The 24,929-nt window shown below is 67.5% G+C and carries 26 protein-coding genes; 15 read left to right on the top strand and 11 right to left on the bottom strand.

Annotated elements, in window-relative coordinates; all coding sequences use genetic code 11:
* The first annotated feature begins 19 nt into the window (after nucleotides 1-19).
* On the top strand, nucleotides 20-676 hold the full coding sequence (locus OU682_RS01215) for a metal-binding protein ZinT (protein WP_371832191.1): 657 nt from the start codon (nucleotides 20-22) through the stop codon (nucleotides 674-676).
* An 86-nt stretch (nucleotides 677-762) separates the two neighbouring features.
* Here OU682_RS01215 and OU682_RS01220 read toward each other — a convergent pair whose 3' ends face one another.
* Complete coding sequence (locus OU682_RS01220) at nucleotides 763-2,349, bottom strand: OpgD/OpgG family glucan biosynthesis protein (protein ID WP_268940233.1); 1,587 nt, start codon at nucleotides 2,347-2,349, stop codon at nucleotides 763-765.
* A 133-nt stretch (nucleotides 2,350-2,482) separates the two neighbouring features.
* Here OU682_RS01220 and OU682_RS01225 point away from each other — a divergent pair, with 133 nt between their 5' ends.
* Entirely contained in the window at nucleotides 2,483-3,637 is a 1,155-nt protein-coding gene (locus OU682_RS01225) for an endonuclease/exonuclease/phosphatase family protein (RefSeq protein WP_329609763.1), read from the top strand.
* Between the two features lie 309 nt (nucleotides 3,638-3,946).
* On the opposite strand, the gene OU682_RS01230 is transcribed toward OU682_RS01225, so the two are convergent.
* The 9 genes from OU682_RS01230 to OU682_RS01270 are packed head-to-tail and all read right to left on the bottom strand — an operon-like array spanning nucleotide 3,947 to nucleotide 10,746.
* Nucleotides 3,947-4,315 carry a hypothetical protein gene (locus OU682_RS01230; RefSeq protein ID WP_268940234.1) on the bottom strand — a complete coding sequence of 123 codons (369 nt, stop codon included), beginning with the start codon at nucleotides 4,313-4,315 and terminating at the stop codon, nucleotides 3,947-3,949.
* 21 nt (nucleotides 4,316-4,336) lie between these two features.
* Entirely contained in the window at nucleotides 4,337-5,398 is a 1,062-nt protein-coding gene (gene flhB, locus OU682_RS01235; protein WP_268940235.1) for a flagellar type III secretion system protein FlhB, read from the bottom strand.
* Nucleotides 5,395-6,150: a flagellar biosynthetic protein FliR gene (locus OU682_RS01240; protein WP_268940236.1), complete on the bottom strand. Its 756-nt coding sequence runs from the start codon at nucleotides 6,148-6,150 to the stop codon at nucleotides 5,395-5,397. The genes flhB and OU682_RS01240 overlap by 4 nt, the downstream gene beginning before the upstream one ends.
* Nucleotides 6,150-8,237, bottom strand: coding sequence for a flagellar biosynthesis protein FlhA (locus OU682_RS01245; protein ID WP_268940237.1), 2,088 nt, complete (start codon nucleotides 8,235-8,237; stop codon nucleotides 6,150-6,152). The genes OU682_RS01240 and OU682_RS01245 overlap by 1 nt, the downstream gene beginning before the upstream one ends.
* Complete coding sequence (locus tag OU682_RS01250; RefSeq protein WP_268940238.1) at nucleotides 8,234-8,512, bottom strand: hypothetical protein; 279 nt, start codon at nucleotides 8,510-8,512, stop codon at nucleotides 8,234-8,236. The genes OU682_RS01245 and OU682_RS01250 overlap by 4 nt, the downstream gene beginning before the upstream one ends.
* On the bottom strand, nucleotides 8,512-9,378 hold the full coding sequence (motA, locus tag OU682_RS01255) for a flagellar motor stator protein MotA (protein ID WP_268940239.1): 867 nt from the start codon (nucleotides 9,376-9,378) through the stop codon (nucleotides 8,512-8,514). The genes OU682_RS01250 and motA overlap by 1 nt, the downstream gene beginning before the upstream one ends.
* Nucleotides 9,379-9,390: 12 nt before the next feature.
* Nucleotides 9,391-9,933 carry a MotE family protein gene (locus OU682_RS01260; protein ID WP_268940240.1) on the bottom strand — a complete coding sequence of 181 codons (543 nt, stop codon included), beginning with the start codon at nucleotides 9,931-9,933 and terminating at the stop codon, nucleotides 9,391-9,393.
* The gene (locus OU682_RS01265; protein ID WP_268940241.1) at nucleotides 9,926-10,285 is read right to left on the bottom strand and encodes a hypothetical protein; all 360 of its coding nucleotides are present in this window, start codon (nucleotides 10,283-10,285) and stop codon (nucleotides 9,926-9,928) included. The genes OU682_RS01260 and OU682_RS01265 overlap by 8 nt, the downstream gene beginning before the upstream one ends.
* A complete protein-coding gene (locus tag OU682_RS01270; protein WP_268940242.1) occupies nucleotides 10,282-10,746 on the bottom strand; it encodes a flagellar basal body-associated FliL family protein in 465 nt (154 codons plus the stop codon). The genes OU682_RS01265 and OU682_RS01270 overlap by 4 nt, the downstream gene beginning before the upstream one ends.
* A 127-nt stretch (nucleotides 10,747-10,873) precedes the next feature.
* Here OU682_RS01270 and fliF point away from each other — a divergent pair, with 127 nt between their 5' ends.
* The 10 genes from fliF to OU682_RS01320 all read left to right on the top strand — a co-directional run bounded on the left by fliF (nucleotide 10,874) and on the right by OU682_RS01320 (nucleotide 20,046).
* Complete coding sequence (fliF, locus tag OU682_RS01275; protein WP_268940385.1) at nucleotides 10,874-12,433, top strand: flagellar basal-body MS-ring/collar protein FliF; 1,560 nt, start codon at nucleotides 10,874-10,876, stop codon at nucleotides 12,431-12,433.
* Complete coding sequence (locus tag OU682_RS01280) at nucleotides 12,430-13,266, top strand: FliM/FliN family flagellar motor switch protein (protein ID WP_268940243.1); 837 nt, start codon at nucleotides 12,430-12,432, stop codon at nucleotides 13,264-13,266. The genes fliF and OU682_RS01280 overlap by 4 nt, the downstream gene beginning before the upstream one ends.
* Nucleotides 13,263-13,994 carry a flagellar type III secretion system pore protein FliP gene (gene fliP / locus OU682_RS01285; protein ID WP_268940244.1) on the top strand — a complete coding sequence of 244 codons (732 nt, stop codon included), beginning with the start codon at nucleotides 13,263-13,265 and terminating at the stop codon, nucleotides 13,992-13,994. The genes OU682_RS01280 and fliP overlap by 4 nt, the downstream gene beginning before the upstream one ends.
* A gap of 114 nt (nucleotides 13,995-14,108) precedes the next feature.
* Nucleotides 14,109-14,825 carry an energy-coupling factor ABC transporter ATP-binding protein gene (locus tag OU682_RS01290; protein WP_268940245.1) on the top strand — a complete coding sequence of 239 codons (717 nt, stop codon included), beginning with the start codon at nucleotides 14,109-14,111 and terminating at the stop codon, nucleotides 14,823-14,825.
* Nucleotides 14,800-15,423 (top strand): CbiQ family ECF transporter T component, encoded by a 624-nt coding sequence (locus tag OU682_RS01295; protein ID WP_268940246.1) that lies wholly within the window; start codon nucleotides 14,800-14,802, stop codon nucleotides 15,421-15,423. Before OU682_RS01290 ends, OU682_RS01295 begins: the two co-directional genes overlap by 26 nt.
* Nucleotides 15,424-15,426: 3 nt before the next feature.
* Nucleotides 15,427-15,972 (top strand): biotin transporter BioY, encoded by a 546-nt coding sequence (locus OU682_RS01300; RefSeq protein WP_268940247.1) that lies wholly within the window; start codon nucleotides 15,427-15,429, stop codon nucleotides 15,970-15,972.
* 158 nt (nucleotides 15,973-16,130) lie between these two features.
* Nucleotides 16,131-17,255, top strand: a complete 1,125-nt coding sequence (locus tag OU682_RS01305) for an extracellular solute-binding protein (RefSeq protein WP_268940248.1) — start codon at nucleotides 16,131-16,133, stop codon at nucleotides 17,253-17,255.
* A gap of 52 nt (nucleotides 17,256-17,307) precedes the next feature.
* Entirely contained in the window at nucleotides 17,308-18,372 is a 1,065-nt protein-coding gene (locus OU682_RS01310) for an ABC transporter ATP-binding protein (RefSeq protein ID WP_268940249.1), read from the top strand.
* Complete coding sequence (locus OU682_RS01315; protein ID WP_268940250.1) at nucleotides 18,365-19,246, top strand: ABC transporter permease; 882 nt, start codon at nucleotides 18,365-18,367, stop codon at nucleotides 19,244-19,246. The genes OU682_RS01310 and OU682_RS01315 overlap by 8 nt, the downstream gene beginning before the upstream one ends.
* On the top strand, nucleotides 19,243-20,046 hold the full coding sequence (locus OU682_RS01320) for an ABC transporter permease (RefSeq protein WP_268940251.1): 804 nt from the start codon (nucleotides 19,243-19,245) through the stop codon (nucleotides 20,044-20,046). Before OU682_RS01315 ends, OU682_RS01320 begins: the two co-directional genes overlap by 4 nt.
* Here the strand turns inward: OU682_RS01320 and OU682_RS01325 are convergent.
* Entirely contained in the window at nucleotides 20,024-20,953 is a 930-nt protein-coding gene (locus OU682_RS01325; RefSeq protein ID WP_268940252.1) for a LysR family transcriptional regulator, read from the bottom strand. The genes OU682_RS01320 and OU682_RS01325 overlap by 23 nt on opposite strands.
* 135 nt (nucleotides 20,954-21,088) lie before the next feature.
* Between OU682_RS01325 and chvE the strand changes: the two genes are divergently transcribed.
* The 3 genes from chvE to mmsB are packed head-to-tail and all read left to right on the top strand — an operon-like array spanning nucleotide 21,089 to nucleotide 24,928.
* Nucleotides 21,089-22,144: a multiple monosaccharide ABC transporter substrate-binding protein gene (gene chvE, locus OU682_RS01330; RefSeq protein WP_329609764.1), complete on the top strand. Its 1,056-nt coding sequence runs from the start codon at nucleotides 21,089-21,091 to the stop codon at nucleotides 22,142-22,144.
* 52 nt (nucleotides 22,145-22,196) lie between these two features.
* A complete protein-coding gene (mmsA, locus tag OU682_RS01335; protein ID WP_268940253.1) occupies nucleotides 22,197-23,729 on the top strand; it encodes a multiple monosaccharide ABC transporter ATP-binding protein in 1,533 nt (510 codons plus the stop codon).
* Complete coding sequence (mmsB, locus tag OU682_RS01340; RefSeq protein WP_268940254.1) at nucleotides 23,726-24,928, top strand: multiple monosaccharide ABC transporter permease; 1,203 nt, start codon at nucleotides 23,726-23,728, stop codon at nucleotides 24,926-24,928. Before mmsA ends, mmsB begins: the two co-directional genes overlap by 4 nt.
* The last annotated feature ends 1 nt before the right edge of the window (nucleotide 24,929 follow it).

A 24,929-nucleotide genomic window follows, 5' to 3' on the forward strand; every position in this document is an offset into this window, starting at 1 on the left:
GATGACGCGGTTCGGGACAATGGCGGCAGTAATGCTGGGTGCGGCAATGATGCTGGGATCTCAGGCATTCGCCCATGACCACAAACACGACCACGACCATGGGCACGACCATGGGCACGACCATGGCCATTCGCATGCCGGGGAATCGGTTCAGGACGGCTATTTCGATGATTCCCAAGTCCAGCCCCGGCCCTTGTCCGACTGGCAGGGCGACTGGCAGTCGGTTTATCCGCTGCTGGCCGATGGCACGCTGGATCCGGTCATGGCGCACAAGGCGGACCATGGCGACAAGACGGCCGAGGAGTATCGCGCCCATTACGAAACCGGCTACAAGACCGACGTGGATCGCATCGCCATCGACGGCGACAGGGTGACGTTCCACCGGGGCGACCGGTCAGTGCAGGGCCGATACGAAGGCGACGGGCACGAAATCCTGACCTATGCCAAGGGCAATCGCGGCGTCCGCTTCATCTTCGAGAAGGTCGGGGGCGACGAGGCCGCGCCGCGGTTCATCCAGTTCAGCGACCACCGCATCGCGCCGGAAAAGTCGGACCACTATCACCTCTACTGGGGCGACGACCGCGCCGTCCTGCTGGCCGAGGTGACGAACTGGCCGACCTATTACCCCGCCTCGCTGGACGCGGAGGGCATCGTGGCCGAGATGATGGCGCATTGAGGGCCGGCGTGTAGGGTGCGTGCCTGCACGCACCTGCCTTGCGTTTGGAAAGGTGCGTGCAGGCACGCACCCTACGGGATAGCCGGTCAGGGGGTGCGGGCCAGCAGGGCGCGAAGCTGGGACGGGAACAGTTGCAGGATCAGCGTTTCCGTCATCGCGGTGCCGCCCTGGTCGACATAGGCGCGCAGGTCGATCGGGTCCTCGCCCGCCTGATCGAATGACAGATCGAAGATCGCGCGCCAGTAATCGGTGCCGACCACCGGATAGACCGCCACGTTCGACACCTGCGCCTCCGTGGTCGAGACCGACAGCGTCAGGCTGTCCTCTCGGGTCAGGCCCTTCAGGTTCGGCCCTTCGAAATCGCAGACGACCTTGACCACGCCCTTGGGACGCGGCTGGCCCGGCACGCCGCCCGCGCCAAGGCGGGTGGCGGTGAAATGGGCAATCTCGCTGACGGCGGGATTGTCGCGGACCCAGTCCAGCCGATAGGCGAAATCGTGGCTCTGGCCCTTGGCCGTCGGCCCGGCGGGCTGCCAGAAGGCCACGATGTTGTCGTGGATCTCGTCATCCGTGCGCAGTTCCGACAGCACCACCGCCCCATCGCCCCAATCGCCCCGGGGCGTGATCCAGGCGCTGGCGCGCTTGTCGTAGAAGACTCCGTCATCCTGATACTGCGCGAAATCGCGTTCGCGCTGCATCAGCCCGAATCCCCTGACCGAGGGCGCGGCAAAGCTGTTGACCATGGTTCCCGGCGGGTTGTTCAGCGGCCGCCAGATGCGTTCGCCGTTGCCGGCAAGGATCTCCAGCCCGTCGGAATCATGCACCTCGGGCCGCCAGTCGGGCGAGACATGGGGCGTGTTCTTGCCGAACCAGAACATCGAGGTCAGCGGCGCGATCCCCAGCCGTTCCACCGCATCGCGCAGAAAGACCGTGGCGGTGATGTCCTGCGCCACCCCGTTGCCGCGCCGCGATTCGATGCGATAGGCGCCGGTCGCGCGCGGGCTGTCCAGCAGCGCATAGGCGGTCAGGTCGCCATTCGCGGCCGGTTCCAGCCAAAACTGGGTGAACAGGGGAAACTCCTCGGGGCCGTCCGGGATCGCGGTATTGATGGCAAGGCCGCGTGCCGACAGGCCGAACTGACCACTGTATCCCGAGGTCCGCCAGTAGGACGCCCCCAGGAACGCCATCCAGTCGATATTCGTGCGCGCGTCCTGGACGCGAAAGCCCGCAAAGCCCTTGGTCCGGGTCAGCTTGCGGGCGGGGTTGCCCTCGGGGATGTCGAACAGATCCAGCGAAAACGGGACTTCGGTCGCCATTCCGTTCTCGACCGTGTGGATCCGCACGGGGTTGCGGAAATACATGCCGGGGAAGAAGCCCTGCACGGGCGAGACATCGCCTTGGCCATGCCACAGGCTGCGTTCGGGCCGGAAGCGGACTTGGTTGTGGCGGTCGTAATCCACCTGGTCGAGGATCTCGGGATCGGCGATCTCGGGGGCGACATAGGGTCTTGCGGCCAGGTCGCGGGCCACGCCGCGCAGCCAATCAAGGGAAAAGGGCTGGCTTTCTCCGGCAGCCGGCCCCTGCGCCCGCGCCAGATGCGGCAACAGGAAGAACGCACCGCTGCCCAGGGCGGCTTGCAGGATGTGGCGGCGGGACAGATGGTCGGTGGACATGGAGGCTCTGGTGATGGCACGGGAATTGCGCGCCATCAGATGTAGGCATCGGGCGCAAATGCAAGGCCGTGCGCGTGTCTCGGCGGTGTCTTGCCGTCTGATGGTGCCTTTCCGACGCAGAATTGCCAAGGAAATGGCCGAAACCGCGACCTTGGGGCCGGATCGGTCATCCCGACGCCCGCTTGCCACGATGCTTGGCAGGATGCGCGGCCCGTGCGACACCTGCCGGATGCGGATTTTTGTCTGGATCATATCGGCCCTTCTTGCCACGGCCGCCACGGCGCAGGATCTGCGGGTGGCGACCTATGACCCCGGCCTGACGCGCAAGGGGCCGGGGCTGCTGCTGCGCGACATCCGCCGCTCTGACCCGCAGGTGCTGGCGGCGGCCCGGGTGATCGCGGCTGCCGCGCCCGACGTGATCGTACTGACGGGCCTGGACTGGGATGGCGATGGCCAGGCGCTGGCGGCTTTCGCGGGGGTGCTGGAACAGGCGGGCCACGCCATGCCGCACCATTTTTCCCGGCGACCGAACAGCGGCATGCCGACCGGGCTGGATCTGGATGGCGATGGGCGGGCCGGCGGGGCCGATGACGCGCAGGGTTTCGGACAGTTTTCCGGCCAGAACGGCATGGCGATCCTGTCGCGGCTGCCCCTGGGGGTGGTCATTGATCATTCGGCGGTGCTGTGGCGCGACCTGCCGGGCAACCTGATGCCGCCCCTGCCGCCCGAGGCGGCCGAGGTCCAGCGCCTGTCATCGACCGCGCATTGGGACGTGCCGGTGCTGACCGACGCCGGACGGCTGCATCTGCTGGCCTGGTCGGCGACGCCACCCGTTTTCGACGGCCCCGAGGACCGGAACGGCCGCCGCAACCATGACGAGGCCGCCTTCTGGCTGCATCATCTGCCCCCCGCGCCCTTTGTGCTGGCGGGCAATCCGAACCTCGACCTGGCGGATGGCGAGGGGAGGCCGCAGGCGATGGCGGCGCTGCTGGAGCACGCGCAGGACCCGCAGCCCAAGGGGGCGTTCCAGCCGGAGCAAGCGGGCGCCAACGCCGGGCATCGCGGCGATCCGGCGCTGGACACGGGTGCCTTCGATCCCGCCGGGCCGGGAAACCTGCGCGTCGATTACCTGCTGCCCGCCAAGGGATTGCGCATCACCGGCAGCGGCGTGATCTGGCCCGCGCCGGGCGATCCGCTGGCCGCTGCGGTCGAGGCCGCCTCCGATCACCGGCTGGTCTGGGTAGACATCGACCTGGGCTCTTTGGAGGCTGGTCAGGGGGATCGATGATCGTGGTGGCGTCTTCGCTTTCGCCACGCATTGCCGTTGACCCCGCCACGCTGCCCTTGCGCCATCCGCAGGGCAGGGTTCCGCTGACAGGCCGTTGAAGAGGTCCGGGGAAACATGCTTGCCTGCGCGGCTCATCGACGCGAGGCTTGCCGTGGCCATTGGCAAGGAGGGCTGCAGGCGCTCGCTGAGCCGCTCAGCCAAATCGGATTGCTCATGGATCAGGCCTTCTTGCGAAGTGCGAAGGAGATCGTGTGCCCGGAACAGCGGGGCTGAAACCCAGGCAGCAGGCTGCTTGCAAGGGGCGGCTTTTCAATATCGCGGCGTCTTTTCCTTGTCGCGGCTGGCGGCCGACAGGTTCAGCAGCACCTCGGCCCGGCCGAATTCGCGGGCGGCATCGCGGCGTGCGGCGTCAAAGCGCGGCTGCATCCGCGCGACCTCGGCCTCGGCCTGGCGCAAGTCGCGCGCGCTGCGGCCTGCCTGGGCATTGGCGATGCGCGCCTCGGCCACCGTCAGGGGCGCGGTGCTGCGATAGCTTTGATCCAGCGCCGTGCGCATTGCGGCGGCATTGTTCTGGGCCTGCGCCATGTGCAGGCTGAAGGCCGCGAAACGCTTGAGTTCCCGTTCGGCCTTGATCCGGGCGATGCGCTCCAGTTGCGCCAGCTTGTCGCTGTTCTTCATTTGGCCCTCACCATCGGGTCCTTACCATCCGGCGCGCGCCTTTTCCCGCATCTTTTCGGCAAGCCGGATCGCGGCGGCGACCGCGGCGAATTGTTCGCGGCGGATTTCCTGGCCGATCTCGACCGTGGCATGGATCGCGCGGGCGCTTGGCGGGTCCGAGAAGATCGGCACCCGGCTTTCCCGGGCGCGCTCGCGGATCCGGGCCGCGACCTCGTCCGTACCCTTGGCCAGGCAGACGGGCGCGCGCCCGCTGCCGCGCTTCCATTCCAGCGCCACGGCGTAATGGGTCGGGTTCACGATCACCACGTCGGCTTTGGCGACATCGGCCAGCATCTGCTTCGTGGCGATGTCAACGGCGCGCTGGCGGCGGGCGGCCTTGAAATGCGGATCGCCCTCGGAATCCTTGTATTCGTCCTCCATCTCCTTCCGGCTCATGCGGTTCCTGCGGCGGTGGTCGAACCACTGCCAGCCCATGTCCAGCCCCGCGAACAGGATCGAGACCGCCAAAGCCAGGGCCAGCACCCACCGCAGCAGGACGCCCAGATCCGGGATCCAGCGGTCGCCGGCCAGCGCGCTTGCGGCCAGATGGCCCAGCAAGCCTTGAAACATGAACCAGCCGCCCGCGCAGACCAGCGCCACCTTGGCCAGCGATATGCCGAAATTGACCAGCCCCGACTTGCCGAATTTCTGCGCCGCCGTCTTCATCGGGTTGATCCGGTTCACGTCGAAGCCCAGCTTCTGCGGCGCAAAGACCAGCCCGCGCCCCGCGATCAGCGCGACAACGATCGCCAACGCGGGCACAGCCGCCAGCCCCAGCACCGCCCAGCCCGCATATCGCCCAAGCGCGACAGCGATGGCGCCCGTGGTGCCGGGCGCCCAGCCCTCGGCTCCGAGCGCGCGCGTCGCCATCGACAGCCAGGCCTTGACCGCAAAGCCCGCGCCGACCGCAAGGGCCAGAAAGGCACCCAGGTACACCGCCGCGGCGTTCAGTTCGGCCGAGCGGGGGATGTCCCCTTCCTCGCGGGCCTTGCGCAGCTTCTGGTCCGAGGCCTCGAAGGGCTTGTCGTCGTTTTCCTCGCTCATGGCGCCCCCGGCAGGACATGGCCAAGGATCGCATCGGCCCAGAGCCCGATCAGCACCGGCGCCAGCAGCGCCAGCGCCGCCAGGGCCAGCATGATCGCGGCGGGCGAGCCGATGAAGATCACCGGCAGCGCGGGCATGACGCGGTTGATGACGCCCGTCAGCGCCTGGAACATGAAGCCGCCAAGCGTGAAGGGCGCGGCCAGCAGCATGGCGACCCAGAAGCTGCGGGCGACAAGGCGGATCGCCTCGGTCGCAAGGCCATCCGCATCGGGCCAACCGCCCGGGGGCCAGATCGCGAGGCTGTCGGCCATCAGCTGCACGATCATTACCGGCAGGCCAAGCGCCATCAGCGCGGCAAGCCCCGCCAGGTGGAACAGGTTGCCGATGGGATGGGGCGCGGCCTCGTTCTGGCCGCCGACCAGTTGGGACAGCGAGGTGGTGGCCGCGATGGCCGAGGTCGCGATATCCAGCGAAAGCGCCAGCAGCCGCAGACCCATGCCGGCGGCAAGCCCGATCAGCGTTTCCCCCGCGGCCTGACCCAGCGTCGCCAGCACGTCACCGGGCGCTGCCGCGGGCGGCACCAGTCCCGCCAGCATCGGCGTGACGGCCAGCGCGGCGGCCGCGCGCACACGGACCGAGACGACGCGTTCGCCGAGGCCCGGCAGGACCAGGACCAGCGCCTGGACGCGCAGATAGACCAGCACCCAGGTCCAACTAAGCCCCGGCAGCAGCTGGGCAAGCCCGTCCCACATCAGCCGACCTCGATGGTGCCGACCAGCCGCAAGTCGGCGGCTGGGTCGATTTCTTCCAGCCCAAGCACCGGGATCGCGATCCCGTTCGAGCCAAGCACTGCGCGCAGCATCCGCCGCCGGTGATCCGGCGCGACCAGGACGGTCTGCAGGGCGGGCTCGACAGCCGCCATCGCGCGCCGTGCGGCCTCCAGCAGCTTGCGCGACAGGGCAGGCGTCATTGCCCCGCCGCCCGCCCGGCCTGTTTCAGCATCGGCGCGGACGAATTCGGCCTCCCATGCCGGGTGCAGCTGCAGGGCCGAGATGCCGCCCGCGGGATCGCTGTATTGCTGGGTGATCTGGCCGCGCAGGCGCTTGCGCACCAGTTCATAGACCGTTTCGATCTGATCGATGCCGCGGAATTCGGCCATCGCGTCGACGATCAGGGGCAGGTTGCGGATCGAGACCTTTTCGTCCAGCAGCGCACGCAGCAGCGCCAGAAGCATCTCGGGCGAGACCTTGTCGGGGATCATGCCGTCGAAATAACGCCGGTTGCGTTCGGCCCGCGCGCCGTCGGACAGGGTCTTCAGCTCCTCGATCTGGCGCTGCATGGCGCCAAGGGTCAAAAGCGCCGAGAGATTCGCCTTCACGACCTCCATCAGATGGGTGGACAGCACCTCCATCGGGGTGACAACCGTCGCGCCCCGGGTCGCGGCGTCCTCCTGGGCGTTGCGGTCGATCCAGCGCGCGGGGCTGAGATAGACGGGTTCGCGCACGGCATCGCCCGAAAGGCCCTGCAGCACATGGTCGGGACCAAGCGCCAGGATCCCGCCCGGACGCAGGCTGCCGCGGCCGCGCACGACACCATGGACGCGGATCTGGTAGTCGCCGGGATGCAGCTCGTCCGTGTCGGTGATGCGCACGTCGGGCAGGATCAGGCCATAGGCGCGGGCGATGTGGATGCGCAGGTTGGTGATCCGGCTGCCCAGGCCCCGCGCCTGGTCCAGCGCGATCAGCACCAGGTCCGTGCCGATCTCGACGCTGATCTCGTCGGTGTCCAGCACGTCGCCGATGCGGGCGGCGGGGCGGGGTGACGCAGCCTCGGCCTTGGGTTCGGGCAGGGCGGGGGCGGTCGCGCCGCGCCGGTAAAGCTGCCAGGCGCCGAAGGCCAGGGCGCCGGCGATGCCCAGGAACAGCAGCCGCGGCATGCCGGGGACGAAGGACATCAGCAGCATCGCCGCCGCGACGACCGCGGCAGGCTGCCAGCCGCGGATCAGCTGGCTGGAGAGAAGCCGCGCGGTCGTGTCCGTCGCCCCGCCGCGCGACAGCAGCAGCGCCGCCGCCATCGAGGTGATGACGGCGGGGATCTGGCCCACCAGCCCGTCGCCGATGGTCAGGTGGGAATAGGTGGCCATCGCCTCGCCCACCGGCATGCCGTGGGCCACGATGCCGATCCCCAGGCCCACCAGCAGGTTGACCAGGGTGATGACGATGCCCGCCACCGCGTCGCCCTTGACGAACTTCGACGCCCCGTCCAGGGAGCCGAAGAAGTTGATCTCCTGCTGGTCGCGCAGGCGGCGGTTCTTGGCCTCCTGGTGGTCGATGGCGCCGGCATTGAGATCCGCGTCGATGGCCAGCTGCTTGCCCGGCAGCGAATCGAGCGCGAAGCGGGCCGCGACCTCGGCCATGCGGCCCGAGCCCTTGGTGATGACGACGAAGTTGACGATGGAGATGACGGCAAAGACCGTCAGGCCGACCATCAGCGAGCCGCCGGCAACGAAGCTGGCGAAACCGTTGATGATATGGCCCGCCGCATCGGTGCCGGTATGGCCCTGGGTCAGGATCAGCCGGGTCGAGGACACGTTCAGCGACAGCCGGATCACCAGCGTCACCAGGAGCAGCATCGGAAAGGCCTGGAAATCGGTGGGGCGTTCCACCAGCGAGGCCATGACCAGGATCAGCGTCGCCGCCGCGATCGACAGCGCAAAGCCGAAATCGAGGATCGCGGGCGGCAGCGGGATCACCATCGAGATGACGATCAGCACCAGCCCGCCGGTCACCAGAACCGAGGCGTCGAGCGATTTCAACCGGGTGGCGGCCGAGGCGCTCATTTGTCACCTGCCCTGGTTGGCGCCGGGGCCAAGATGTCGGACAGCGCCCAGGAATCCGCCGTCAGCAGCCCCGCCCGGCGCAGGAAGACAAGGGCCTGCAGGCGTGCCTCGGGCGGCATCCGCATCAGCCGGGCGCGATAGTCCGGGGGCAGGGACTCACCCTCCAGCAGCCAGCCCGTCGCGTCATCGGCCAGGGCCGCGGCATCGGGCAGCAGGGCAGGATCGGCCGCGGCCGTGCCCGCAAGCCCGATCACCATCACCAGCGCCCCGATCATCACGCCGCCTTCTTCAGGTCGCGCAGCGCGGCTTCCAGCGTGTCGAAGCTGGGGCGGACATGGTCGGGCACGGCCTGGCGGCCGACCTCGACGCACAGGTTCGTGGCGTGCTGGTGCAGGCCCGCGATCAGCACCGACTTGATCACGTCGAAGAAGGCCAGGTCCTGCTTGATGACGCCGCCCAGCCTGCCCGCCAGGGGCGCCACGAAGCCGTAGGCCAGGAACACCCCCAGGAAGGTGCCGACCAGGGCGCCGCCGATCATGCCGCCCAGGACGGCGGGGGGCTGGTCGATGGCGCTCATGGTCTTGATGACGCCCAGGACGGCGGCGACGATGCCAAGCGCGGGAAGCGCGTCGGCCATGCTTTGCAGCGCATGGGGGACGTGCATCGCGTCCTCCCGCAGGCCGGCCAGGCGGCGGGACAGCATGTCCTCGACCTGGTAGGGATCGTCATAGTTCAGGCTGGCCGACCGCAGCGTGTCCGCGGTCAGCGAGACGACCTCGTGATCGGCCAGAAGCCGGGGATAGGCGGCGAAGATCGCAGATTCCCCGGGGTTCTCGATATGCTGTTCCAGCGCCACGGGGTTCTCGCGCGCGATCTTCAGCAACTGGAACATCAGGCACAGCACGTCCTGATGGTCGGATTCCTTCCATTTCGGTCCCTTGAAGGCCTGGATGATCCCCTTCGGCGTCTGTTTCAGCGTGTGGCTGTCATTGGTCAGCAGATAGGATCCGACGGCCGCGCCGCCGATCATCATCATCTCGAAGGGCAGCGAATGGGTGATCACCCCCATCTTGCCTCCTGCCAGAATGTAGCCGCCAAAGACCATCGCGAAGGTGACGACGATGCCAACGATGCCGAACATGGGCGTTCTCTCCTAGTCTTTGCGGACGCTGCGCGCGCCCATCTGGGCGGTCAGCAGCGCGGCCTGGCGCGGCTCGACCGAGGCGATGATGCGCGCGCCGGTTTCGGGCTGGACCCGCATCAGGATCTCGGCGGCGAAATCGGGGGGCAGGTTGGTCAGGACGGCTGCGGCCTCCGCGGGCTTCATCTGGTCATAGACGGCGACCAGGCGGTCGATATCCTCGCGCACGGCCTGGGATGCGCCGGTGCGGCGCGACTGGATGCCGGATTTCTGCTGGCTCAACTCGGTGGCCCGCGCCCTCAAGGCCGCCTCGGCCTTGGCGATCTCGGCCTTGCGGGTGTCGAGCACCTCCATGTAGCGCTCGATGCGCAGGGCGCGGTCCCGCAGTTCGGTCGCAAGCGCCACCGCCTCGGGGACATCGCTGCAGCCGGACAGCAGGTCGCCGGAACTGGCGGAGGCCGCGAAGAAGCGCGACAGATCCGCGCCCTGCCAGATCGCGGCGCCCGCCGGCAGGCCGAAGGCCAGCGTCAGCATCATCAGCGCCGATCTACGCATCGGCGGCCACCACGCGCTTGCGCAGCCGCCGCATCGGCGCCACGGGGGCAGGCGGAGCAGCGGTCGCCTGGGCCTGGGTGATCTTCTGGCGCAGATCCCACAGGGCGCGTTCCTTGCGGGCGGCGGCGATCTCGCGCGACAGCGCCTCGCCGGCCTCGGTCGCCTCGGCCCTGGCGTTGCGGATGGCGTGGTCCAGGCGATCGACCTCGGCCGCCATGACGGCAATGGCGCCGCCAAGGCCGGTTTCCAGGTTGTTCAGCCGCCGCAGCCTGCGCGACAGGATCAGGCAGAAGGCGCCAAGGCCCAGCGATGCCGCGAGAAGCGCGGCCTGGAAGGCGTGGTCCAGTATCATTTGAAGCGAAACTCCGTGATCAGCAAATCCTTGATGGCCTCGTTGCCCAGCACATAGCGGCTCCGCGTGACCAGCTCGGCCCGGATGATTTCCAGCACGCCGCGCTTGTCGTAAGCCGCCGGGTCGATGCCGGACAGGAAGCCGGTGAAGGTGTCCAGAACGCGCGGCATCAGGTGGGTCACGTCGGCCTGATGGGCGCTGTCGGTTTCGATGCTGGCCGACAGGACCAGGCTGCGGCCCGACCCGCCGGGAATGATCAACTCGATGGTGGGGACCTCCACGAAGATCACGGCGGGGGCGGCCGGCGCGTCCTCCTTCGGGGCCAGCATCGCGGCGGGCGACCACAGCCCCAGGTAGGTGGAGGCAAAGCCTCCTCCGGCCAGCAGCACGGCGGCCAGCAGGGGCATCAGCTTCTTCTTGCCGGATGGTTGCGAGGGCGGATCCAGGGTCGCATCGGTCATGGTGATTCTCCGTCGTGACAAGACGGATTTAGCACCCCGCGACTAACCAAATCTTAACGCCGCCCATGGCATCAACAGCGGGACAAGGAACCCGACGCTGATTCGAGAGGGGCCGGTTTTGCAAAAATTGCAGGACTATTGGAACGAGCGAAGCTCACAACAGAAAGCCGTCCTTGTGGCGGCCTTTCTGACAACATTTCTGGCCGTCGCGGGCTTTGCCTGGCTGGCGAACCGGCCCTCGATGAGCCTGCTTTACGGCGGGCTGGACCCGGCGCAGGCGGGCGAGGTCGTCGCCGGCATCGAGCGCGCGGGCGTGGCCCATGAGGTGCGCGGCGATTCGATCTGGGTCGATGCCGCCAGCCGCGACAAGCTGCGGATGGATCTGGCGGCCCAAGGGCTGCCGGCGGCAGGCGGGGCCGGTTACGAGCTGCTGGACGGCATGTCGGGGTTTGGAACGACCTCGCAGATGTTCGACGCCGCCTACTGGCGCGCGAAGGAAGGGGAACTCGCCCGCACCATCCTGGCCCTGCCCAATGTCAGGACCGCGCGCGTGCACCTGGCGATCGAAACCGGGCGCGGATACCGCCGGGACAGTCAGGGCACTGCCTCGGTCACCATCGGCACGAACGGCCAGGCGATCAGCCGCGAGCAGGCAGCGGCGCTGAAATACCTGATTTCCTCGGGTGTGCCGGGCATGGCCCCCGACGCGGTGACGGTGATCGACACCAGGAACGGCATCATCGCCGCCGGAGAGGACGAGGCCGGCGCCGACCGCGCGGCCGAGATGAAGCGCAATGTCGAGCGCATCCTGGAACCCCATGTCGGCATCGGCAATGCCATTGTCGAGCTGAACCTGGATCTGGTGACCGAGACCGAGATGCTGACCGAACAGCGCTTCGATCCCGAGCAGCGGGCGATGATCTCCCAAGTCACCGAGGAAACGACGGACCAGAGCAACAGCACCGGGTCCGGCGCGGTGACGGCGGCCTCGAACCTGCCCGATGCCGAGGAGGCGCAGGGCGACCGGTCCGAGGCGAACCGCCAGGAAACCCGCCAGCAGGCCAATTACGAGGTGACGCGCCTGACCCGCGAGGTGTCTCGCCAGCCCGGATCGACCCGGCGGCTGACGGTCGCGGTGCTGGTCAATGGCGTCCCCGAGGAGAACGCCCAGGGCGAGACGCAGATGGTCCCGCGCCAGCAGGCGGAACTGGACGTGCTGCGAGAGCTGGTTGCGTCCGCCGTCGGCTATGACGAGACGCGGGGCGACCAGATCACCGTGAAATCGCTGCCCTTCGCTGGCCTGGGCCAGCAGGGGACCGCCGCCGCCCCCGGCTGGATGGACCGGCTGGAGCTGAACGGCCTGGCGCGGATCCTGATGATCGGCCTGTTCGCGCTGGCGCTGGTCTTCCTGGTCCTGCGCCCGGTCCTGAAGGGCCGCGCGCCCCGGCCCGCGCTGGACGACAGCCGCCCGCCTGCCGATGCGCCGGCGCTGACCGGCACCGTCATCCCGGCAACCGAGGTCGTGGCCGAGCCCGTGGTCCCGCAGCCCGGCCCCCGCGCGCCCGAACAGCTGGCCCTTCCGCCCGGCGATCCGGTGGCCCGGCTGCGCAACATGATGAAGGAACGCCATGACGAAAGCGCCAAGATCCTGACAGGCTGGATCGACAACAAGGAGAACGCGCTGTGACCCTTGCCGTCTTCAAGCTTGAATCCTTCAGCGCGGCAGCGGCGGCGCAGGGGGCACAGCCGACCTTCGGCCGCGAGGCGCTGGACCAGGCCTATGCCGACGGGCTGGCCGAAGGGATCGCCCGCCAGCAGGACGAACAGGCCCGCACTCTGAATGCCGGGCTGGAACGCCTGGCCCGCGCCCTGGCCGATGACGAGGCGCGCCGGGCCGAGTTGCGCCGCGAGGCGGTCGAGGGCTTGGCCCCGGTCCTGGCGCAGATCCTCGACTGCCTGGCGCCCGCCGCCCAGTCGCGCCGGCTGGAGGAGGCACTGACCGCCGAACTGCTGCGCCTTTCGCGCGCGGCCCCGTCCCTGCGGGCCCGCGTCACCTGCGGCCCCTCGCTGCGCGACATGGTGGACCGCTGCCTGGCCGATTGCGGTCTGGAGGGCATCGAGGTGACCGAATCGGACTGCGATCGCATCGCGCTGTCGCTGGCAGGCGGGCGGATCGAGCTTGAACCGGCCCGCGTGGCCGACACCATCCGCGCGCTGATTGCCGAGATCAGCGGGCCCAAACCGAAACGGGGACGAGACATCATGGACGCATTGAGCCACCTGATCGACACCGACGCCATCCAGGTCGAGGTGACCGTGCGGCTTGGCCGCACCCGCCAGACCGTCGCGCAGCTGTCGGCGCTGCGGCCCGACGACATCCTTCTGCTGGACCAGTCCATCGACGAGGGGGTCGAGATCTGCGTGGGCGACAAGGTCATTGCGCGGGGCGAGCTGACCTCGGACGGCTCGGCCGAGGATCGGCTTTGCGTGCGCATCCTGCCCGCCCCCGGCGCGGCATGATCCGCAGCATCGCCCTGGCGGCGGCGCTGGCGGTCCTGCCCGCCGCGGTCCTGGCACAGGATGGTCTGGGCCAAATCGCGGGGCAGGTGGGCCAGGGGCTTGGTCAGGGCCTGGGCCAGAACGCGGTGCTGCTGGTGGCGGCGCTGACGGCGCTGTCTCTGGCGCCCGGCATTGCCATCACCATCACCTGCTTTCCCTTCATCGTCACCGTGCTGTCGATCCTGCGCCAGTCGATCGGGCTGCAATCCTCGCCCCCGAACATGCTGATCGTCGCGCTGGCGATGTTCCTGACCTGGTTCATCATGGACCCTGTCCTGCGCGAGGCCTGGGCCATGGCCGGGGCCCCCCTGCAGGACGGAACCATCACCCTGGGCGAGGCGATCCGCCGCGGCATCGTGCCCTTCCAGGACTTCATGGCGGCGCGCACCGATCCCGACACCCTGGCGGGCCTGGCCGAAATCGCGCCCGGCAGCGGCGACCGCAGCGGGCAGCTTTCGGTCCTGATCCCGTCCTTCATGCTGTCCGAAATCCAGCGGGCCTTCGAGATCGGCTTTCTGGTGGCGCTTCCCTTCCTGATCATCGACCTGGTGGTTTCGGCCGTGCTGATGGCAATGGGCATGATGATGGTGCCGCCGGTGGTTGTCTCGTTGCCCTTCAAGCTGGCCTTCTTTGTCGCGGTGGATGGCTGGTCGATGATCGCGGGGGCCTTGGTGCGCAGCTATCAGTAAGCGGGCCGGGCTTGCGCCGCGAGGCCATTCCGGCGCAGATGCGTGCTGCACATGCAGCGGAAGCCCGAGGATGGCATCACGACTCCAGAAACAACCGGTTTGGACCCGCGGGCGATGAGCGTCGATCTGCGCGACATCGGCGTGACGCTGGGCGGGCGGGCGGTGCTGGCGGGCGTCTCGGCCCGGTTGACGGAGCCGCGGGTGGGCATTGTCGGGCGCAACGGCTCGGGCAAGACGACCTTGGCGCGGGTGATCGCCGGCCTGATCACGCCGGACGCGGGGCAGGCGCGGATCGGGGGGACCGACATGGCCGGGGACCGCCGCGCGGCCCTGCATAATGTGGGAATCATTTTCCAGAACCCCGACCACCAGATCATCTTTCCCACTGTTCTCGAGGAAATCGCCTTTGGTCTGGCCCAGCAGGGCCGGCGCGCGAAGGATGCCGAAGCCGAGGCGCGGGCCATGCTGGACCGCTTTGGCAAGGCGCATTGGGCGATGGCGGCCACCCACAGCCTGTCACAAGGGCAGAAGCAGCTTCTCTGCCTCATGGCGGTGCTGGCGATGCAGCCCGGGGTGATCGTCATGGATGAACCGTTCTCGGGTCTCGACATCCCGACGCGGCTGCAGCTGATGCGCTATCTGGACGGGATCGCCGCGCAGGTGGTGATGGTCACCCATGATCCGCACCAGCTTTGCGGTTTCGACCGGATCCTGTGGCTGGAAGGGGGCCGGCTGATTGCCGACGGCCCGGCGGACAGGGTGCTGCCCGATTTCGAGACGCAGATGCACGACTGGGGGGGCCTCGATGATCTCGCTCACCTCGCCGGTTGAAACCTGGGCGCATCGGCTGCCGGCCGGCGCCAAGCTGCTGGCGCTGTCGCTTCTGACCGTTGCGCTGTTCCTGACCGACCGTCCCGAGGTCTTGGCCGCAGCCCTGCTGGCGGTTCTGGCGCTGTATCTGTCGGCGGGCGCGACCTTCCTGCGGCAGGGGGCCGCGCATCTGCGGATGCTCTGGCCCTTTCTTCTGCTGATCGCGCTGTGGCACGGGCTGACCGGCCAGGCGCAGGCGGGCCTGGCCATTGCCCTGCGCCTGCTGGCCGCGCTGGCCTTGGCGAACTTCGTGACCATGACCACCCGGCTGACCGACATGATCGCGGTGTTGACAAGGCTGCTGGCGCCCCTGCGCCGCATCGGCCTGCCCACCCGCGCGGTCGAGCTTGCCATCGCCATGGTCCTGCGCTTTACCCCGATGCTGGTGGACAACGGCCGGAGGCTGGCCATGTCCTGGCGGGCGCGTTCGCCCCGGCGGCCCGGCTGGCGGATCGTCATGCCGATGGCGGCGCTGGCGCTTGACGACGCCGACCACGTGGCCGAAGCCCTGCGCGCGCGGGGCGGCATCATGACCGAAACCCATGACAGGAAGGACTAGACGATGGAACGCAACATGACCCAGATCGCGCTGTTCGCGGCGCTGATCGCAGCCCTGGGGCTGATCCCCAGCCTGACGCTGGCCTTTGGCGTGCCGATTACGGCGCAAAGCATGGGCATCATGCTGGCGGGGGCGATCCTTGGCGCGCGGCGCGGCGCGCTGGCGGTTCTGCTGTTCCTGGCGCTGGTGGCGCTGGGCCTGCCGCTGCTGGCCGGCGGGCGCGGCGGACTGGGCGCCTTTGTCGGCCCGACCTCGGGCTTCCTGGTGGGCTGGCCTGTCGCGGCCTTTGTCACGGGCTTGATCGTCGAGCGCCTGCGCACGGGACCGCTGGCGGTTTCGGTGACGCTGGCCTCGATCATCGGCGGCATCGCCGTCATGTATGGCTTTGGCATCGTCGGCATGTCGATCGTGCTGGACAAGACCCTGGTGGAATGCACGCTGCTGATGGCGGCCTTCATCCCCGGCGACATCATCAAGGCCGTCCTGACGGGGCTGATCACCCAGGCGCTGGCGCGGTCGCGTCCGGCCAGCATCCTGTCGCGACAATAGGTAAAACAGCTTTTTGGGTGGAAGATCAAAGAGTCTTTGACCTGTCACAGGGCGCGGATATGCTCTTTCCGATTGGCCGCCGCCCTTCCGGGCGGTCGCCATGGACCATGCCGTTCCGCGGGCAGGACCCGGCGGGGCGGCCCATCGGGGGACGACACATGAGCAGACTTCATCGCCGCGGACTTCTGAAGGGCGCGGGCGCGGCCGCTGGCCTGGCGCTGGCCGCACCGCTTGTCGCGCGGCCGGGATTCGCGCAGGGCTCCGGCACGCTGAACATCTTTGCCTGGGCGGGCTATCTGAACGACGAGATCCTGGGCGCCTTCAAGGAAGCGACGGGGATCACGCCGAACTATACGCCCTATGGCACCAATGACGAACTGCTGAACCAGTTGCGCGCCAACAACGGCGCAGGCTTCGACCTGATCTGGCCGACCGTGGACCGGGTGCCGAACTATGTCGAATTCGGCCTGGTCCAGCCCCTGGACGAAGCGAAGATCGAGGTGGCGAAGGTGCTGCCCTCGGCCTGGGAAAACTCGACCAACCTCGGCGCGGTGGTTGATGGCAAGCGCTACCAAGTGCCGACCGACTGGGGCACCGAGGCGGTGGCCTTCGACAAGGAGCAGATGCCGCTGGAATACGGCAAGGCCTCTTATGGCGACATCTGGGGTGAAGCAGCCGCGGGCAAGGCCACCGTGCGCGCCCATTCCGCCCTGGTGGGCCTCGGCCTGTGGCTGGAGGCCGAGGGCAAGCTGCCCCGCCCGCTGCTGGATGCCTTCAAGACGCCCGAGGCGCAGGTCGAGATCTTCGACGTGATCCTGGCCGAGGCCGTCGCCCGCAAGGGCAACATCATCCAGTTCTGGAACAACGAGAACGAGGCCCAGGGCGCTTTCCGCGTCAATGGCGCGGCCATCGGCCAGACCTGGGATTCGACCGCCGCCGCCTTATCCAAGGAAGGGCTGCCGGTGGGTTTCATCGCGCCCAAGGAAGGCGCGCTGGCCTGGATGGAGGGGCTGTCGATCCCGTCGGGGGCCGAGAACCTGGATGCGGCCTATGCCTTCATCAACTGGTTCCTGACGCCGGAAGCGGGGGCGATGTACACGAACGCCACCTCGATCAACTCGACCGCCGTCGGCTCGGCCGACCTGCTGTCGGACGAGGCCAAGGCCTTCTTCGCCGCCGCCTATCCGGGCGATGCCCTGGACAAGCTGTGGTGGTGGCCGATCCAGGAAAGCTGGTATGTGACCAAGCGCAACGAATACCAGGACCGCTTCCTGTCGGCCTGATGACGCATGGGACAGGGGACCGCCCCTGTCCCCACCAAGAAACGGGGGACGGATGTCGCATTCGGTAGAGCTTGACGGGATCGGGATGACCTTCGGGACGACGCGCGCGGTCAGCGACGTGTCCTTCACGGTCCAGGCGGGCGAGTTCTTCTCGATCCTGGGGCCCTCGGGCTGCGGCAAGACCACCATCCTGCGCATGGTCGCGGGCTTTCTGGAACCGACCGAAGGGCGGGTTCTGATCGGCGGGCGCGACATGCGCGGGCTTGGTCCGAACCAGCGGCCGACCGCGATGATCTTCCAGTCGCTGGCGCTGTTTCCGCTGATGCCGGTCTGGGAAAACATCGCCTTCGGGCTGGAGGCGCGCGGCATGGGCAAGGCCGAACGCCGCAAGCGGGCGGACGAGTTGCTGCGCCTGATCGCGCTGGAAGGATACGGCGACCGGATGCCGGGCGAGCTTTCGGGCGGGCAGCGCCAGCGTGTCGCCATCGCGCGCGCCCTGGCGGTGGAACCTGGCGTGCTGCTGCTGGACGAGCCGCTGTCGGCGCTGGATCTGAAGCTGCGCCAGCACATGCGGGCGGAACTGCGGGCGCTTCAGAAACGTACGGGCGTCACCTTCATCTACATCACGCATGACCAGTCCGAGGCGCTGGCCATGTCCGACCGCGTCGCGGTCATGTCGGCGGGCCTGCTGCAACAGGTCGCCACCCCGCGCGAGCTTTACGACAATCCCGCGACCCCGTTCGTCGCGCGCTTTGTGGGCGAGACCAATGCGATCACGGGCCGGGTCAGCGCCGTGGACGGTGCGATGGCCACCGTTGAGACGCAGATGGGCGCCCTGCAGGGCCGCGCGCGCCATGGCGTCGCCCCGGGCCAGGCCGCGACCGTCTATATCCGGCCCGAGGCGCTGATCCCCGGCGCAGGCGCCAACACCCTGCCCGCCACGGTCGAGCGCGTGGATTTCGAGGGTGCCTTTGCCCTGGTCCACGGCCGATTTGCCGATGGGGCGGCGCTGGCGGCCTCGGTCCCCTCGACCCGGCTGGCCGATGCGCCCGCGCCGGGCACGGATGCCCGCTTTTCCTTTGCGCCGGATCATGCCGTGGTGCTGGCCGATGCGTGATCTTTACGGGCGTTTCGGCGGGGGGCTGGCGACGATCTTCCTGTCGCTGGTGCTGGTCTGGCTGGCGGCGATGGTGCTGGCGCCGAACCTGATGATGATCGACTATGCCCTGCGCCCGAACCTGCCCCCCGCGCAGATCGGCGGGCCGCAGGATGTCCGGTCGCTGGACAATTTCCTTTATCTTGCCAACGAGGGCGTGCACCGGGCGATCTTCCTCAAGACCATCTGGGCCAGTGCGCTTGTGGCGGCCCTGACGCTGGTCGTCTGCTATCCGATCGCCTTCTGGATGGCACAACGCGCCACGCCCGGCCAGCTTGCCGTCGCCCTGATGCTGGTCATCATCCCCTTCTTCATCAACGAGGTGTTGCGGACGCTGGCCTGGTTCATCCTGCTGGCCTATCGTGGGCCGCTGAACGCGGTCCTGCAGGGCATCGAGCTGATCGACACGCCGATCCGCTGGCAAGGCAATGGCGGCGTGCTGGCGGGGATGGTCTATGCCTATATCCTGTTCATGCTGCTGCCGATCTACAACGCCATCGAGAGCCTGGACAAATCCCAGGTCGAGGCGGCGCGGGATCTTGGCGCCTCGACCGTGCGCATCCACCGGCGGGTGGTCATTCCGCATGCCAAGGCGGGCATCGCCACGGGCTGCGTCTTCACCTTCATGCTGGCCGCCGGCTCCTATGTCGCGCCCGCTCTGCTGGGCAGCCCCGGAAGCCGCTGGTTCACCGAGATCATCTACAACTGGTTCTTCGAGGGCGGCGACTGGAATCGCGGCGCGGCCTATGCGCTGACGCTGCTGGTCCTGTGCCTGGCGGTCGTTCTGGCCACGCTGCGCATCGCGCGGGTCAACCTGACGGATGTGGCAAAATGACCCCCGACCGGATCTTTCGCGGGCTGTTCGTCCTGTATCTGCTGGCCTTCGTGGCCTATCTGTTCGCGCCCCTGCTGATCATGTCGGTGGCGGCTTTCAACGAAAGCCGCTTTCCCACGGTGATCCCCTGGCAGGGCACGACGCTGCAATGGTTTTCCGCCATGTGGGCCGATGCGGCGATGTGGAAGGCGCTGGGAACCTCGGCCATCGTCGCGGTGCTGGTGGTGCTGGTGGCGCTGCCGGTGGGAACGGCGGCGGCCCTGGTTCTGACCACGCTGCACGCGCGGGCGCGCAGCTTTGCCTATGCCGTGATGGTGTCCCCCCTGCTGACGCCCGGGGTGGTGATCGGCATTTCAACGCTGATCCTGTGGCGCCAGGTGGGGGTGGGCGGAGGCATCGCGCTGATCGTGGTGGCGCAGACGACCTTCATCATCTGCTATGTCATGCTGATGGTCATGGCGCGGCTGCAACGCTTCGACCGCACGCAAGAGGAAGCGGCCCTTGGTCTGGGCGCGTCGAAGCTGATGGTGTTTCGCCGGGTGCTGCTGCCCTTCCTGCGGCCCGCGCTGCTGGCATCGGGCGGGCTCGCGATCCTGCAATCGGTGGAAAACTACAACACCACGCTGTTCGTGCGCGGCTTTGAAACGCCGCTGACCGTCTTCATCGCCACCAAGGTCCGCACCGGCCTGACCCCCGCCGTCAACGCGCTGGCGCTGGTCATCATCGCGGCGACCGTCATCGGCGCCGTCGCCTATGAGGTCGCGCGGCGCAGGCAACTCACAAGGCAGCCGCGTTCCTGATCGGGCTGCCCGACATCTGCGCCACCGCGTCCCGCAGGCGCTTCGCCAGCGGCGACAGCGGGCGGCGCTTCAAATCCAGCAGGAAATAGGGCGACACGCGGATCGGCTGCGGGGTCGGGACGATGGTGAAGGCGGCCCTGACGGGGGGCTGGATCAGCAGTTCTGCCACCTCGCGGGACACCGGCGTGATGGCATTCGACTGGGCCAGATAGGCGATGGTCAGAAGCAGCGAGGGACTGTTGAGGATATTGTCGGGTTCCGACAGGCCGACGCTGGCAAAGGCGGCCAGCGTCGCTTCCCGGATAGGGGATCCGCGCTGCTGCATGATCCATTCCTGCCCCACCAGTTCCGTCAGCGTGACCAGCCGGGCGCGGGCCAGCGGATGGTCGGCCCGCGCCATCAGCGCCACCTTTTCATCCGACATCGGCAGGATGTTGAAGCTGTCGCTGTCGAATTCCGGCAGGATCCGGCCCAGGACGAAATCCATCTCTCCGGCGGCAAGCTGCATCAGCAGATCGCGCGAGGGCATCACGTCCACGGTGATGTCGGCCTGGGGGCTTTCCTCCTTGATCTGGCGGATCGCGCTGACAAGATAGCTGATCGCCGGGCCGGTCACCGCCCCCACGCGGACCGATCCCGCATAGCCGCCGCGCAGGGCGCGCACATCGGCCTCGATGCTGGCCATTTCGCGCAAGATGACGCGGGCGCGGCGCAGCACCGTGGTGCCGATCTCAGTCGGCTCCATTCCCTTGGGCTGGCGGATGAACAGCGGCGCGCCGATCTGGCGTTCCGCCTCGGCCAGCATGCGCGATGCGGCGGGTTGGGTCATCGCAAGCGACTCGGCCGCAAGCTGCAACTGTCCGTGCAGAGCGACTTCGTGGATCAGCCGAAGCTGGGCCGGTTTCAAGGCATGAAGCAACATAACAAACTCGGTATGCAGATTGTCTATTTTATCATTTTACCGGCATGAAAAGCCTGCGCTACACCTTTCTCACCTGTTTGGAGGATGCGTGGCCCTTGGCCGCGCCAGGGGAGGATACACATGAAGTTCAGAACCGCCGCAGTCGCGCTGGCGATCGGTGTCTCGTGGCTGGCTACCGGCGCCATGGCCGAAACCATCGGCATCGCCATGCCGACGAAATCGTCGGCCCGCTGGATCGACGACGGCAACAACATGGTCAAGCAGTTGCAGGAAGCCGGGTACGAGACCGACCTGCAATATGCCGAGGATGACATCCCGAACCAGCTGGCCCAGGTCGAGAACATGATCACCAAGGGCGTGGACGTTCTGGTGATCGCCGCCATTGACGGCACCACCCTGTCGAACGCGCTGGAAAACGCGGCCGCCGCCGACATCAAGGTGATCGCCTATGACCGCCTGATCCGCGGGTCCGAGCATGTGGACTATTACGCGACCTTCGACAACTTCAAGGTCGGCGTCCAGCAGGCCACCACCTTGGTCGAGGGGCTGAAGGAACGCTTTCCGGACGTGAAGCCCTGGAACGTGGAACTGTTCGGCGGCAGCCCCGACGACAACAATGCCTTCTTCTTCTATGACGGGGCAATGTCGGTCCTGCAGCCGCTGATCGACGACGGCACGATCGTGATCGGCTCGGGCCAGACCGGCATGGAAACGGTGGGCACGCTGCGCTGGGATCCGGCGGTCGCGCAGGCGCGGATGGACAACCTGCTGTCCTCGAACTACGGCGACAAGCAGGTCCATGGCGTCCTGTCGCCCTATGACGGGCTGTCGATCGGGATCCTGTCGTCGCTGAAGGGCGTCGGCTACGGCTCGGGCGACATGAAGATGCCGATCGTGACGGGCCAGGACGCCGAGGTGCAGTCGGTCAAGTCGATCGAGGCGGACGAGCAGTATTCGACCATCTTCAAGGACACCCGCGAACTGGCCAAGGTCACCGTGGGCATGGTGGACGCCGTCCTGAAGGGGAGCGAGCCGCAGATCAACGACACCGAGACCTATGACAACGGCGTCAAGGTCGTGCCCTCCTATCTGCTGGAGCCGGTGCCGGTGACCAAGGCGAACTGGAAAGAGGTTCTGGTCGACTCGGGCTATTACACCGAAGACCAGCTGAAGTGACGATCCCGCGGCCCCGGCCGGATCGGGGCCGCATCCCGAAGGGAGGAACGCGATGACGGCCATCCTTGAGATGCAGGGCATCACCAAGACCTTTCCCGGCGTCAAGGCGCTGAGCAACGTCAACCTGTCGGTCGAGCCGGGCGAGATCCACGCCATCTGCGGCGAGAACGGCGCCGGCAAGTCCACGCTGATGAAGGTGCTGTCGGGCGTCTATCCCCATGGCAGCTACGAGGGCGAAATCCTGTATGACGGCAAGCCCGCCCGCTTTCGTGACATCCGCGACAGCGAACATGCCGGCATCGTCATCATCCACCAGGAACTGGCGCTGGTGCCGCTGCTGTCGGTGGCCGAGAACCTGTTCCTGGGCAATGAGGTCGCGACCGGCGGCATCATCAACTGGCCGCTTGCCTACCAGAAGACCGAGGCGCTGCTGAAAAAGGTCGGCCTGACCGAGGCGCCGACCACCAAGGTCGAAAAGCTGGGCGTCGGCAAGCAGCAGCTGGTGGAAATCGCCAAGGCGCTGGCCAAGAACGTGCGGCTGCTGATCCTGGACGAGCCGACCGCCGCGCTGCAGGAAAACGACAGCCAGAAGCTGCTGGACCTCATGCTGGAGCTGAAGGGCCAGGGCGTCACCCAGATCATCATCAGCCACAAGCTGAACGAGATCCGCCGCGTCGCCGACCGTGTGACCGTGATCCGCGACGGATCCACCGTGTCCACGCTGACGCGGGCCGAGATCACCGAGGACCGGATCATCCGCGACATGGTCGGCCGCGACATGGCCCACCGCTACCCCGAGCGCACGCCCAGGATCGGCGAGATGCTGATGGAGGTCAGGAACTGGTCGGTCATGCACCCCGACCAGCCCCGCCAGGTGATCCGAGACGTGTCCATCGATGTCCGCAAGGGCGAGATCGTCGGCATCGCGGGCCTGATGGGGTCGGGGCGCACCGAATTCGCCATGAGCCTGTTCGGCCGCAGCTATGGCCGCGACATCCAGGGCGAGGTGACGCTGGGTGGGGCGAAGCCGGATCTCTCCACCGTGTCCAGGGCGATCGACGCCGGGCTGGCCTATGTCACCGAGGATCGCAAGGCCCTGGGCCTGATCCTGGAAGAGCCGATCCTGCGCAATGTCTCGCTGGCGAACCTGGAAGGCATCGCCAAGGGCTTCGTCCTGTCGCGGGGCCGCGAACAGCAGGTGGCCGAGAAATACCGCAGCGCCATGAACATCCGCACGCCAAGCGTGTTCCAGCGGGTGATGAACCTGTCGGGCGGCAACCAGCAGAAGGTGGTCCTGTCCAAGTGGCTGTTCACCGATCCGCAGGTGCTGATCCTGGACGAACCGACGCGCGGCATCGACGTGGGCGCCAAGTTCGAGATCTACAACATCATGAACGACCTGGCGGCCCAGGGCCACGGCGTCATCATGATCAGCTCGGAAATGCCCGAGCTTCTGGGCATGTGCGACCGCATCTATGTCATGAACGAGGGCCGGATCGCCGGTGAGCTGACCCGCGAAGAGGCCAGCCAGGAACGGATCATGGCCCTGATCCTGCAAGACGGAATGAAGGGGGACGCCGCATGAGCACCGCCGAGACCAACAAGCCTGCCACGGGCATCGGCGCCCATCTGGGCAGCCACCTGCGCGAGAACGGGATGATGCTGGCGTTGATCGCCATCGTCCTGTTCTTCTTCATCATCGTGCGCGCCGTCCAGGGCGTGGACTTCCTGTCGGCGCAGAACATCACCAACCTGTTCCTGCAAAACAGTTATGTCATCATCATGGCACTGGGGATGCTGCTGGTGATCGTCGCCGGGCATATCGACCTGTCGGTCGGATCCGTCGCGGCCTTCACCGGGGCAGTGGCATCCATGCTGCTGGTCAGGATGGATCTGCCGGTGCTGCTGGTGATCCCCATGGTGCTGGTCGTGGGCGGGCTGATCGGGGCTGCGCAGGGATACTGGATCGCCTATTGGCGCATCCCGTCCTTCATCGTGACGCTGGCGGGGATGCTGGTCTTCCGGGGCCTCACCCTGTGGCTGCTGGGCGGGCAGAACATCGGCCCGTTCGAGCGGTCGTTCCAGGCGCTGTCCACCGGCTTCATCCCCGACCTGTTCGGCCCGGACAAGCCCAACGTGACCGCCATGCTGCTGGTCGCCCTGGCCGCCGCCGCCATCGTCTGGGCGGGCATCCGGGGCCGCGCGCGCGAGGCCGAGTTCGGCATCGCCCCCGAGCCCGCGGGCTTCTTCTGGGCGCGCAACGCCGTGGTCGTGATCGCGCTGCTGTTCGTCGGCTGGAAGCTGGCCAGCTTCCGGGGCTTGCCGAACGTGCTGCTGGTCATGTCGGTGCTGATCGTCCTTTATGCCTTCTTCACCGAGTCCACGACCACCGGGCGGCGCATCTATGCCCTTGGCGGGAACGAGAAGGCGGCAAAGCTTTCGGGCATCAAGACCGAGCGGCTGGTCTTCTTCACCTTCGTCAACATGGGGGTTCTGGCGTCCCTGGCGGGGATGATCGTCACGGCGCGCCTGAACAGCGCCACGCCCAAGGCGGGGGTGGGGTTCGAGCTGGACGTGATCGCGGCCGTGTTCATCGGCGGCGCCTCGATGACGGGGGGATCGGGACGGATCATCGGGGTCGTGGTCGGCGCCCTCATCATGGGGGTGATGAACAACGGCATGTCGATCATGGGCATCGGCATCGACTACCAGCAGGTCATCAAGGGCCTGGTGCTGCTCGCCGCCGTGATCTTCGACGTCTACAACAAGAACAAGCAAGGCTAGA

Origin of the sequence: Paracoccus benzoatiresistens (genome assembly GCF_026913015.1) — a bacterium.
GTDB classification, from domain to species: Bacteria; Pseudomonadota; Alphaproteobacteria; order Rhodobacterales; family Rhodobacteraceae; genus Paracoccus; species Paracoccus benzoatiresistens.

Coding starts and splice junctions, on each gene's coding strand:
- mmsA (WP_268940253.1), top strand. CDS start 22,197: ATGACGGCCATCCTTGAGATGCAGGGCATCACCAAGACCTTTCCCGGC.
- OU682_RS01270 (WP_268940242.1), bottom strand. CDS start 10,746: ATGACCGATGCGACCCTGGATCCGCCCTCGCAACCATCCGGCAAGAAG.
- OU682_RS01220 (WP_268940233.1), bottom strand. CDS start 2,349: ATGTCCACCGACCATCTGTCCCGCCGCCACATCCTGCAAGCCGCCCTG.
- OU682_RS01265 (WP_268940241.1), bottom strand. CDS start 10,285: ATGATACTGGACCACGCCTTCCAGGCCGCGCTTCTCGCGGCATCGCTG.
- OU682_RS01230 (WP_268940234.1), bottom strand. CDS start 4,315: ATGAAGAACAGCGACAAGCTGGCGCAACTGGAGCGCATCGCCCGGATC.
- OU682_RS01295 (WP_268940246.1), top strand. CDS start 14,800: ATGATCTCGCTCACCTCGCCGGTTGAAACCTGGGCGCATCGGCTGCCG.
- OU682_RS01305 (WP_268940248.1), top strand. CDS start 16,131: ATGAGCAGACTTCATCGCCGCGGACTTCTGAAGGGCGCGGGCGCGGCC.
- mmsB (WP_268940254.1), top strand. CDS start 23,726: ATGAGCACCGCCGAGACCAACAAGCCTGCCACGGGCATCGGCGCCCAT.
- chvE (WP_329609764.1), top strand. CDS start 21,089: ATGAAGTTCAGAACCGCCGCAGTCGCGCTGGCGATCGGTGTCTCGTGG.
- OU682_RS01300 (WP_268940247.1), top strand. CDS start 15,427: ATGGAACGCAACATGACCCAGATCGCGCTGTTCGCGGCGCTGATCGCA.
- fliP (WP_268940244.1), top strand. CDS start 13,263: ATGATCCGCAGCATCGCCCTGGCGGCGGCGCTGGCGGTCCTGCCCGCC.
- OU682_RS01260 (WP_268940240.1), bottom strand. CDS start 9,933: ATGCGTAGATCGGCGCTGATGATGCTGACGCTGGCCTTCGGCCTGCCG.
- OU682_RS01320 (WP_268940251.1), top strand. CDS start 19,243: ATGACCCCCGACCGGATCTTTCGCGGGCTGTTCGTCCTGTATCTGCTG.
- OU682_RS01245 (WP_268940237.1), bottom strand. CDS start 8,237: ATGAGCGCCTCGGCCGCCACCCGGTTGAAATCGCTCGACGCCTCGGTT.
- OU682_RS01290 (WP_268940245.1), top strand. CDS start 14,109: ATGAGCGTCGATCTGCGCGACATCGGCGTGACGCTGGGCGGGCGGGCG.
- OU682_RS01310 (WP_268940249.1), top strand. CDS start 17,308: ATGTCGCATTCGGTAGAGCTTGACGGGATCGGGATGACCTTCGGGACG.
- OU682_RS01250 (WP_268940238.1), bottom strand. CDS start 8,512: ATGATCGGGGCGCTGGTGATGGTGATCGGGCTTGCGGGCACGGCCGCG.
- motA (WP_268940239.1), bottom strand. CDS start 9,378: ATGTTCGGCATCGTTGGCATCGTCGTCACCTTCGCGATGGTCTTTGGC.
- OU682_RS01315 (WP_268940250.1), top strand. CDS start 18,365: ATGCGTGATCTTTACGGGCGTTTCGGCGGGGGGCTGGCGACGATCTTC.
- OU682_RS01225 (WP_329609763.1), top strand. CDS start 2,483: ATGGCCGAAACCGCGACCTTGGGGCCGGATCGGTCATCCCGACGCCCG.
- OU682_RS01240 (WP_268940236.1), bottom strand. CDS start 6,150: ATGTGGGACGGGCTTGCCCAGCTGCTGCCGGGGCTTAGTTGGACCTGG.
- OU682_RS01215 (WP_371832191.1), top strand. CDS start 20: ATGGCGGCAGTAATGCTGGGTGCGGCAATGATGCTGGGATCTCAGGCA.
- flhB (WP_268940235.1), bottom strand. CDS start 5,398: ATGAGCGAGGAAAACGACGACAAGCCCTTCGAGGCCTCGGACCAGAAG.